This window comes from Streptomyces hirsutus (assembly GCF_001418415.1).
GTDB classification, from domain to species: Bacteria; Actinomycetota; Actinomycetes; order Streptomycetales; family Streptomycetaceae; genus Streptomyces; species Streptomyces hirsutus.
In genome coordinates, this window is record NZ_LIQT01000541.1 from 293 (window position 1) to 9,249 (window position 8,957).

Sequence of the window (8,957 nt, forward strand, 5' to 3'; positions counted from 1 at the left end):
CCGGCGGCGGCGAGGTGGTCGAAGGGCTCACCGGTCCCGGTGGCGAGGCTGATGCCCTGGAGGCGGGTGGTGCGCAGAAAGGAGACGTTGGCCTCCCCGAAGACGCCGCCCGACAGCCCCGTGCCGCCGACGATGGGCAGCACGGGCAGGGTCCCGATGTGGCTGTCGTTGACCTTCAGCACACCACCGTTGGTCACTTCGTCCGTGAACCGGTGGACGACGTGCGGATCACGCGCCCACAGCGAGTTGCGCAGCCCGTACCGATTGGCGTTGACGAACGTGAGGACCGCGTCCAGCAGCGCGTCGTCCGAGGCCGCTGCCGGAGACGTGGCGGCCTCCGGCACGACCACGCACATCAGGGGGAAGAACGTCTCCTCGGTGACGGCGTTCATGGTCGCCGCCCGCTCGAGACCCCGTACGCGCAGCAGCGCGGGCCGGACGAACGGGCCCCGCGGGGAGGGACGTCCGTGCACGTCGACCAGGTCACCACCGCAGAGCAGTTCGGCGTCCCGGGCCACGGCGTCGTCCAGCACCTCCTTGCACTGGTTCCGCTTGATCACCGGGGTGAGCACGACCTCCGGGTCGTCCGGCAGCCCCACGCGCAGAGCGGCCACCTTCCGGTGCAGCCGCTCGGTGAAGTCGTCCGCAACGGCGGGATGCACCAGGGCGAACTTCGGTGCCAGGCAGAGCTGTCCGGACCCCAGGTAGCGCTCCAGTGCCGCTTCGACGGCGCCGTCCAGGTCGGCGTCCCGCCAGACCACGAGGGCGTCGTTGCCGGCCAGCTCCATGATGGGCTTCTTGCCGTGCTCCAGGCAGGAGCGGGTGAGTTCGGCGCCCTGGGCCGAACCGCCGAAGAAGAAGATGTCGTCGCAGTGCGGGGAGGCGAGCCACGTGCGCAGCATCGGCCGGGCCGGCGCGCACAGCACGCTCAGCGTGCCGGGCGGCGCCCCGTGGTCGGCCAGCAGCGGGGCGACCAGCTCGTGGAAGAGGTAGGCGGTGCTCAGCGGGACCGTCGGCGGGGCGTTGACCACCAGCGCGTTGCCCGCCGCCAGCGTCGGCACCCCGGACAGAGCGGTGAGCATCGGGGCGTTGCGCGCCGGGTCCAGGCAGACCACCCCGTCGGGCTTGCGCACCAGCCGCACCAGCCGGCCCGCATGACCGCCCTCCCAGACCATGGCGGCACGCGCGTACGCGACCGAGTCGGGGTGCGTCAGATTCAGCGCGGCGGACAGGGCCCACCGACTCACCTGCCGCGGGTTCCCTTCGGCGACGAGGACCGACATGAGTTCCTCAGCCCGCTCCCGCAGCAGGCGGTGGAAGGCGCGGACGAAGTCCAGCCGGTGATCGAGCGGGACTCGCGCCCAGGCCGGCTGCGCCTCGCGCGCCGCGGCGAGCGCCGCGAGGGCCTGCTCGCCGGTGGACCGCGCCACCCTGCCGACCAGTCGGGGGTCGTCGTGGTCCGCCGGGCCGGCCCGGTCGTGGTCGAGACGCGCTTTGAGCGCGACCGTCTCGTAGGTGTCGAGCAGCACGGCGCTGCTCCTGGGCCAGTGCACCCAACTCTCGCCGTCGGCGGGTACACCGGCCAGCAGGACCGGATAGCTCCGAAGCGCGGTCCCCGAGGAAGCATTCACATCCCGGATTCTTCGCACCGGGGACCGGCTTCAGCCCTGTTACGGCACCCTCCACCCTGAACAGGGGAAATCCACCCATTGCCGCCCGGCCCGTCTCCCTGGCGTGGTAAGCACCGGTGCCGGCCGAGGCGCCGCCCGACGGTCAGAAGTGCGCCGCTGACCAGCCCGAACACGTCAAGGTGTCGCCGCCTGATGCCCGGAACCCTGCTGCTCGACAGCGAAGGACTCTCCAAGCCCTACCGCAAGGACCGCACCGTCGTGGCTCTGGTCCAGGCGGCATCGGAGGAGGGCATCCGCGTTGCCACCAGCGCCATGACCACCCTTGAGGCCGATTACGAGCGGATCCACCCGGCCCGCATCAAGTGGGTCCTCTCCCGCGTCGACGTTCACGACGTCACCAAGGAGATCACCGACGAGGCCGCCGCTCTCCTTCGCGCCCATCATCTCCACGGCCACAAGGACGCCATCGACGCCGCCTTCGCCGCTATCGCCCGCAGCACGTCCCAGCCGATCACCGTCCTCACTTCCGACCCCGAGGACCTGACGCTCCTGTGCGGCCCTCCGTAGAGGTCGTCAAGGTCTGAAAACGCCGGCCACAGCCCCGCCCACCGGGTCGGCCGTCGGCCACAGCACTTCATGAGACGAGGGCCCCGGCAGACAGAAACCTGCGCCCGACCGCCAAGAGGCGGGCCGGACAACGTCCTCGACGGCTCGTCAGACGTTGAAGCGGAACTCCACCACAACCCATGCGACCTGGGGAAATGCGAAGTCGTCCCAGCACGGGATTCGTGACAAAGTATGAGAAGTCACAGGATCGCCAACGCTGCACAACAGCGCCGGCTACGGGTCGAGGTCTGAGGGACGTCTCCCACGTCTGCGGCCTGATCGCGCTCACCAGCTCCCGCTCCTGGCCTGCTATCCGCCACTCACAGTGGCCAAGCGGTCAGCAAATCGCCGGGGCCGTAGGCGGCATCGAGCCCCGGACAGTCGACTCCGCTGCGCGAGACCGCCACCACTGGAACGGGTTCATCGGTGAGGGCGGCCCGGTGTCGATGGAGAGCTGCCAGGTCGTGCCGGTCGAAGGGTGACTGCTCCAGCCACTTGATAGAGCCGACGAAGATCAGCTCCTTGGCAATGGGAGCCCAGTCCGCACCAACGATGTCGATTTCGACGTCGTTGGTGCGGGTCCAGTAGCCCCCCACTGCAGGGGCCGCGGGGAGCCGGTCGTCGGGCAGTATCCGGGCGAGCGCCTGGCGGATGAGCGGCTCGATCGCCCGGCCGCGCCAACTGGTCCAGCTGTCCCGGATCCGCGCCAGGCTCAGATCGCCCCGCCCCCGCTCGATCTCCTCCATGGACGGGCCGAGCAGGTGCAGCCAAAACCGCAGGTAGGGATCTGTCACCCGGTAGCGGCGATCCTTCGACGGACGCAGCGATACGGGCAGCTCCGCAGCGACGATCCGCTTGTCCGTAAGCAGCTCCAGTGCTCGCTGCAGGGGCGTGGCCCCGATTCCGCCGGCTGCACGGGCGATGTTGGTGAAGGTCCGCTCGCCACTGCCGATAGCCGCCAGCACCGTACGCGCCTGAGCCTGCGGAGGGAATTCGGCAGCCAGCGAGCGCTCGGCCGATACCAGCAGGGCCGAGACCGGGTCGCTCAGCGCCTCGTCGAGGAAGTCCCACAGCCCTGCACCTCGCGGCCACTCCGCGCAGATCAGCGGCAGCCCTCCGGTGACCAGCGCGGCATCGAAGGCTTCCGCCGGTTCCAACCCGAGCATCTGCCCCACCTCGGCGGGGTTCAGTGGTCCTAGCACCATCTCCCGGCCGCGCTGATGGAAGGGGCGTCCATAGCTGTTCAGGGCCTCCATCATCGACAGATCGGAGCCGATGAGGACCAGTAGCACCGGCTTGGTCTCCAGCACCCGATCCCAGGCCCGTTGCAGCATCCCCTCAAAGGCGCCATCGGCATCCATCAGGTACGGCACCTCGTCGATGATCAGCACGCTCGCCCGGTCGGCGGGCAGCGCCGCAGCCAGCACGTCGAACGCGGCGTCCCAGCTCTCCGGCCGTGCGGCGGCCACGAGCCGCGCCATCGGCAGCGTCGACGCCTGGGCGTCCCGGGCGAGCCGTGCAAGATCATCTCTAGGGGACGCACCGGTCGCCGCGTAGAACAAGAAGGGGACCCCGGAGCCCTCTGCAAACCGCTCGACCAGCCGCGACTTACCCACCCGGCGCCGCCCACGCAACATCACGCACCGACCGGGCCGCTCCCCGCCAACCCCTGCCGCCACCTTCTGCAGCTCTCGCTCCAATGTCGCCAGCTCCTGCCGACGACCTACAAAGTCCACCATGCCCGCCGACCTCCACGCATGATACTAACAACAACGTTACTAACGTAGACGTTAGCAGGGAGCTTCGCCCGTTGCCGCTCACGCTCACGAGTCACGGACCTGCGTTTCGAGGGCCGTGCGGCACCGGGCCGGTCGCGCAAAGCAGGGGTCAAGGCCGGCATCCCTGACGAACGCGACGCCACCGAGGGCCACGCCGGCGCCGTTGGTGAAGTTCACGCTTTCGTCGTCCGGGTGGATGCCGAGGAGGTGGTCGGCGATCTCACCCTGGAGCGCGGGCTCCAGCAGCCGCTTGGTCAGCTGCTGAAGCAGCCCACCCTCGCCAGCCAGTCGGAGGCCGGGCCTGGGCGCAGCCGACCAACACGTCGATCAGCCGGCCGTCCACCGCCTCCGCCCTCGGCGGTCAGGCGTTCTCTCCCGCCGACCCCCTCCTTCCCTCCTTCCGCGCGCAGTTCGACCAGCTACGAAAGCTCGGCCAGTCCACCGCGCCGAAGGTCCTGCTTCCCCTGCCGGAGACGCAGACGCGCACGGTCACCGGGCTGGCCGCCGACGCCCCGTCCGCCACTCGGGCCCCGCGCTCCTGCTCGCGTCGCGGTTCGCGGAGTTCACCGGCTGGATGGCCCAGGAGGCCGGGGACAGCGGCGCGGCGCTCGGCTGGACCGGTGAGGCCGCCGAACTGGCGCGCGCCGGGGGCGATCCGTACCTCGGTGACGACGTGCTCAAGAGCGCGGGCAGCGCGGTGGTGTGGTGGCTGGCCCGTCACGAGAACGAAATCGAGAAGGCGGTCGACATGATCGGCCCGCTCGCCCAGATCGCGGCGGCGGCCAACGACGAGGAGGTGCCCGAGCTCTTCCGCCACCTGCTCGTCCCGTCCGTGGGCGCGCGGAGCGAGGCGACCGTCGGGGGCCCGCTGTGGGGCGGGGACAACCAGGGAGGAGGGATGTTCGAGCGCGAGGAGGAATTAGAGGTCTCGGATCGGCTGCTCCTGTTGCTGACAGCGCTGGGCCTGAAGCCGGACATGGACGAGTACACAGTGTTCGTGCACCGTGTGGTGCGGAGCCTGGAAGCGGCCGGGCTGGACGAGGCCGCCGAGGAGATCAGGCGGACCCTTCTTCCGGCGCCCGACAAGGGCGAGGGCGAGGGACCGGAGGGCGGGCCTTCAGGCGAGGGGGGCACCACGGGGCCCTGGTTGCCGGGCTTCCCGGCCCCCGAGGGCTCGCCGTTCACCGACACGGGCGCGGGCACGTTCACGCCGGGGGCGGCGGAGAGCGGTGCGGGTGAACGGAACCAAGGCTGGTACGAGACGAGCGAGGACGGCATGACACCTCCGCACCTCTGGGACACCTCGCAAAGCCCGCACCAGCCCGCCGCACCTCGCGTACGGGACGAGGACGGGAGCTGATCCGGTAGACGGTCGGCTCTCCGAAGCTCCCCCTGCACATCTGCCTCGACCTCAACAAGACGCGGCGTGACCTCGGTCACGCCGCTGTTCGTCGCGTTCGTGCGAACTTGCTTCCACAGGAGCCCGGCGGAGCCGTGAAGAAGTGTGAGCGCGAGCCCGTCAAAACCTCCTGCACGCCCCCTCGCGGGGATATGGCCCGCGGTCCAACACGGGGACCTCACCGGCATCCCAGCACTGGAAAAACCAGGGGTCCGCCTCCGGAGAGTCGAACCCCTTCCGACCTGCACGTTTGCCAGATCGACAACGTGACGGTAAATCACCCGCTACACGTTGAAACGGAACTCCACCACATCGCCGTCGCGCATGACGTAGTCCTTGCCCTCCATGCGGGCCTTGCCCTTGGCGCGGGCCTCGGCGACCGAGCCGGTCTCGACCAGGTCCTCGAAGGAGATGACCTCGGCCTTGATGAAGCCCTTCTGGAAGTCGGTGTGGATGACTCCGGCGGCCTCGGGGGCGGTGGCGCCGCGCTTGATGGTCCAGGCGCGGGACTCCTTCGGGCCCGCGGTCAGGTACGTCTGCAGGCCGAGGGTGTTGAAGCCGACGCGGGCGAGGATGGCGAGGCCGGGCTCCTCGGCGCCGACCGACTCCAGGAGCTCCATGGCGTCCTCCTCGTCCAGCTCGGCGAGGTCCGCCTCCAGCTTGGCGTTGAGGAAGATCGCCTCGGCGGGGGCGACCAGGGCGCGCTGCTCGTTCTTGAAGTCCTCGTCGGTCAGCTCGTCCTCGTCGACGTTGAAGACGTAGAGGAACGGCTTGGTGGTAAGCAGGTGCAGGTCGTGCAGGGGCTCGGCGCGCTCGCTGCCCTGGACGATGCCGTGCGTGAAGAGCGGGTCGCCCTTCTCCAGGATCTCCTTGGCCTCCTCGACCGCCTTGACCTTGGGCGCGATGTCCTTCTTGATCCGCGACTCCTTCTGCAGGCGCGGCAGGACCTTCTCGATGGTCTGCAGGTCGGCGAGGATCAGCTCGGTGTTGATCGTCTCGATGTCGCCCTTCGGCGAGACCTTGCCGTCGACGTGGACGACGTTCTCGTCCTGGAAGGCGCGGATGACCTGGCAGATCGCGTCGGACTCGCGGATGTTCGCCAGGAACTTGTTGCCGAGGCCCTCGCCCTCGCTGGCGCCGCGGACGATGCCCGCGATGTCGACGAAGTCGACCGTGGCCGGGAGGATCCGCTGGGAGCCGAAGATCTCCGCGAGCTTCGCCAGCCGGGCGTCGGGGACACCGACCACGCCGACGTTCGGCTCGATGGTGGCGAACGGGTAGTTGGCCGCCAGCACGTCGTTCTTGGTCAGGGCGTTGAACAGGGTCGACTTGCCGACATTCGGCAGACCGACGATTCCGATCGTGAGCGACACGTTGCGACTTCCCGTACGTGAGGATGGGGGACGAGGATCGGCCGACTGGGCGCGTGGGCCGATCCACCAGTCTACGGCGTACCCGCTCCACGCCCCGTCGGTAAATCGAACACATGGACAGCCCTCGATCCTCGGCGTGTCCGACGACCCATTCAGCACATAAACAGACCTAAGTTGATCCAGTGGAGCAACACAGCACGCGACCTGTTCAGTACGGACCGCGACGCGACCGGCCGGCCCGGCCGCCTCGGCCACCCCGGCCGCCGCTGCCTCCTCAGGCGGGGCGGACGCCCGGGGGCGGTGTCGCGCGCTCCGCCCGGCCCGTCCGCCCGGCGCAGCGCAGACCCGCGCCGACTCCCCGGCCCGTTCCCTCCCCTGCGGCCCGGCGGCTGCCGAATCCCCGGCTCACCGGGCTCGGCGGAGGCCTCTTCTGCGGGTTAGTGATGCTGACGCTCGGGTTCCTCGTCGCGCTGCTGTTCGGGATGTCCCCGACCGTGTACGGCGTGCTGTTCCTGCCGGTGTGCGTGCTGACCGCGCTGTGGGTGCGCGAGGGGGACCTGCTCACCGCGCCCGTGGTCGTCCCGGTCGCCTTCGCCCTGGGCCTGGTCCCGGTCGCCGACGAGGGCGACGGCGGGACCGGCGCCCGGCTCATGGGCATGGTGACGGGGCTCGCCACCCAGGCCGGCTGGCTGTACGGGGGGACCCTGCTCGCCTGCGCGATCGTGCTCGGCCGGCGGATGCGCATGGTCCGTACGATCAACCGGCGGGCCGCCGCCCGGAGCCGGGCCCAGGCCTGACGTCCGGGCGCGCCGGGCCTTTCCCGGGAGGGTCCCCGGACGTCCCCGGCGCCTAGGTGCCCGTGGCCGCCCTCATCGCCGCTCCCACGATGCCCGCGTTGTTCTGCAGCTGCGCCGGGACGATCTCGGCCTTGATGCCCTGGATGTGGTGCAGGAACTTCTCGGACTTGCGGCTGACGCCGCCGCCGATCACGAACAGCTCCGGCGAGAACAGCATCTCCACGTGGGCCAGGTACTTCTGCACCCGATGCGCCCAGTGCTCCCACGTCAGCTCATGGTCCTCCCGGGCCTTGCTGGAGGCCCGCTTCTCCGCCTCGTGGCCGTGCAGCTCCAGGTGGCCGAGCTCCGTGTTCGGGACCAGGACGCCGTCCACGAACACGGCGCTGCCGATGCCCGTACCGAACGTCAGCAGGACGACCGTGCCCCGGCGGCCCTTCGCGGCACCGAAGTGCATCTCGGCGATGCCCGCCGCATCCGCGTCGTTGACCACGGTCACGGGCAGACCGCCGAGGCGGTCGCCGAGCAGCACCCGCGCGTCGGTGTCGACCCAGCTCTTGTCGACGTTGGCCGCCGAACGGATCGTGGTGCCGTCGGTGACCACACCCGGGAAGGTGACCCCGACCGGGCCGGTCCAGCCGAAGTGGTCGACGACCTCCTTGACCCCGTCGGCCACCGCGTCCGGCGTGGAGGGCTGAGGGGTGAGGACCTTGCAGCGCTCCTGCGCCAGGTCCCCCTTGTCCAGGTCGACCGGGGCACCCTTGATCCCGGACCCGCCGATGTCCACACCGAAAATCTGCATGGGACTACGTTAAGCCGGGCCGTGAACGGCCACCGAACCGAACGCCGCCCCCAATCGGACACAGAGGGAGGATTGGGGATGTGACGCCGCCACATCCCCCCGGACCTCCGTCCGTCGGCGCACTAGGCCGACGCCGGGGCCCCTCCCGGCCCGGTGCCACCGCGCTCCGCCACCAGCGTCGCCGCCTCCTCGCGCAGATCGCGGCGCAGCTCCTTCGGCAGCGAGAAAATGATGGACTCCTCGGCGGCCTTGACGATCTCGACGTCCTCGAAGCCGCGCTGCGCGAGCCATTCCAGGACCTGCTCGACCAGGACCTCCGGCACCGAGGCGCCCGAGGTGACGCCGACCGTGGAGACGCCCTCCAGCCAGGCCTCGTCGATCTCGTCGGCGAAGTCCACCAGGTGGGCGTCACGGGCGCCCGCGATCTTGGCGACCTCGACGAGCCGCACGGAGTTGGAGGAGTTCCGCGAGCCGACCACGATCACCAGGTCCGCCTCGGCGCCCATCTGCTTGACCGCCAGCTGGCGGTTCTGCGTGGCGTAGCAGATGTCGTCGCTGGGCGGGGAGATCAGCT

5 protein-coding genes and 4 pseudogenes are annotated in these 8,957 nt (G+C 70.0%); 3 read left to right on the forward strand and 6 right to left on the reverse strand.

Translation table 11 applies throughout. The features are described from left to right. A partial coding sequence (locus AOK11_RS33720; RefSeq protein WP_240497591.1) for an aldehyde dehydrogenase family protein occupies positions 1–1,631 on the reverse strand: 1,631 nt, incomplete at its 3' end. Between the two features lie 192 nt (positions 1,632–1,823). On the opposite strand from AOK11_RS33720, the pseudogene AOK11_RS33725 reads away from it, so the two are divergent. After that, positions 1,824–2,215 (forward strand): annotated as a pseudogene (locus tag AOK11_RS33725) (DNA-binding protein). A gap of 342 nt (positions 2,216–2,557) precedes the next feature. Here the strand turns inward: AOK11_RS33725 and AOK11_RS33730 are convergent. Both AOK11_RS33730 and AOK11_RS45715 read right to left on the reverse strand, forming a co-directional pair. After that, positions 2,558–3,976, reverse strand: a complete 1,419-nt coding sequence (locus AOK11_RS33730) for an ATP-binding protein (protein ID WP_055597477.1) — start codon at positions 3,974–3,976, stop codon at positions 2,558–2,560. A gap of 243 nt (positions 3,977–4,219) precedes the next feature. Then, a pseudogene (locus tag AOK11_RS45715) lies at positions 4,220–4,358 on the reverse strand (IS256 family transposase); the annotation flags it as partial. Between AOK11_RS45715 and AOK11_RS33735 the strand changes: the two are divergent. Continuing rightward, positions 4,342–5,375 (forward strand): annotated as a pseudogene (locus AOK11_RS33735) (hypothetical protein). The pseudogenes AOK11_RS45715 and AOK11_RS33735 overlap by 17 nt on opposite strands. Positions 5,376–5,698: 323 nt before the next feature. Here the strand turns inward: AOK11_RS33735 and ychF are convergent. Next, on the reverse strand, positions 5,699–6,787 hold the full coding sequence (gene ychF, locus AOK11_RS33740; RefSeq protein WP_055597478.1) for a redox-regulated ATPase YchF: 1,089 nt from the start codon (positions 6,785–6,787) through the stop codon (positions 5,699–5,701). 182 nt (positions 6,788–6,969) lie between these two features. Between ychF and AOK11_RS33745 the strand changes: the two genes are divergently transcribed. Then, positions 6,970–7,584, forward strand: a complete 615-nt coding sequence (locus AOK11_RS33745; RefSeq protein WP_079035249.1) for a DUF6542 domain-containing protein — start codon at positions 6,970–6,972, stop codon at positions 7,582–7,584. 52 nt (positions 7,585–7,636) lie between these two features. On the opposite strand, the gene ppgK is transcribed toward AOK11_RS33745, so the two are convergent. Next, positions 7,637–8,383, reverse strand: coding sequence for a polyphosphate--glucose phosphotransferase (gene ppgK / locus AOK11_RS33750; protein WP_055597479.1), 747 nt, complete (start codon positions 8,381–8,383; stop codon positions 7,637–7,639). 122 nt (positions 8,384–8,505) lie between these two features. Further along, positions 8,506–8,957: pseudogene (locus tag AOK11_RS33755) on the reverse strand (4-hydroxy-3-methylbut-2-enyl diphosphate reductase); the annotation flags it as partial.

Bases quoted from the DNA above. Each gene is read 5' to 3' on its own strand.
- AOK11_RS33730 (WP_055597477.1), bottom strand. From the start codon at position 3,976: ATGGTGGACTTTGTAGGTCGTCGGCAGGAGCTGGCGACATTGGAGCGA.
- ppgK (WP_055597479.1), bottom strand. From the start codon at position 8,383: ATGCAGATTTTCGGTGTGGACATCGGCGGGTCCGGGATCAAGGGTGCC.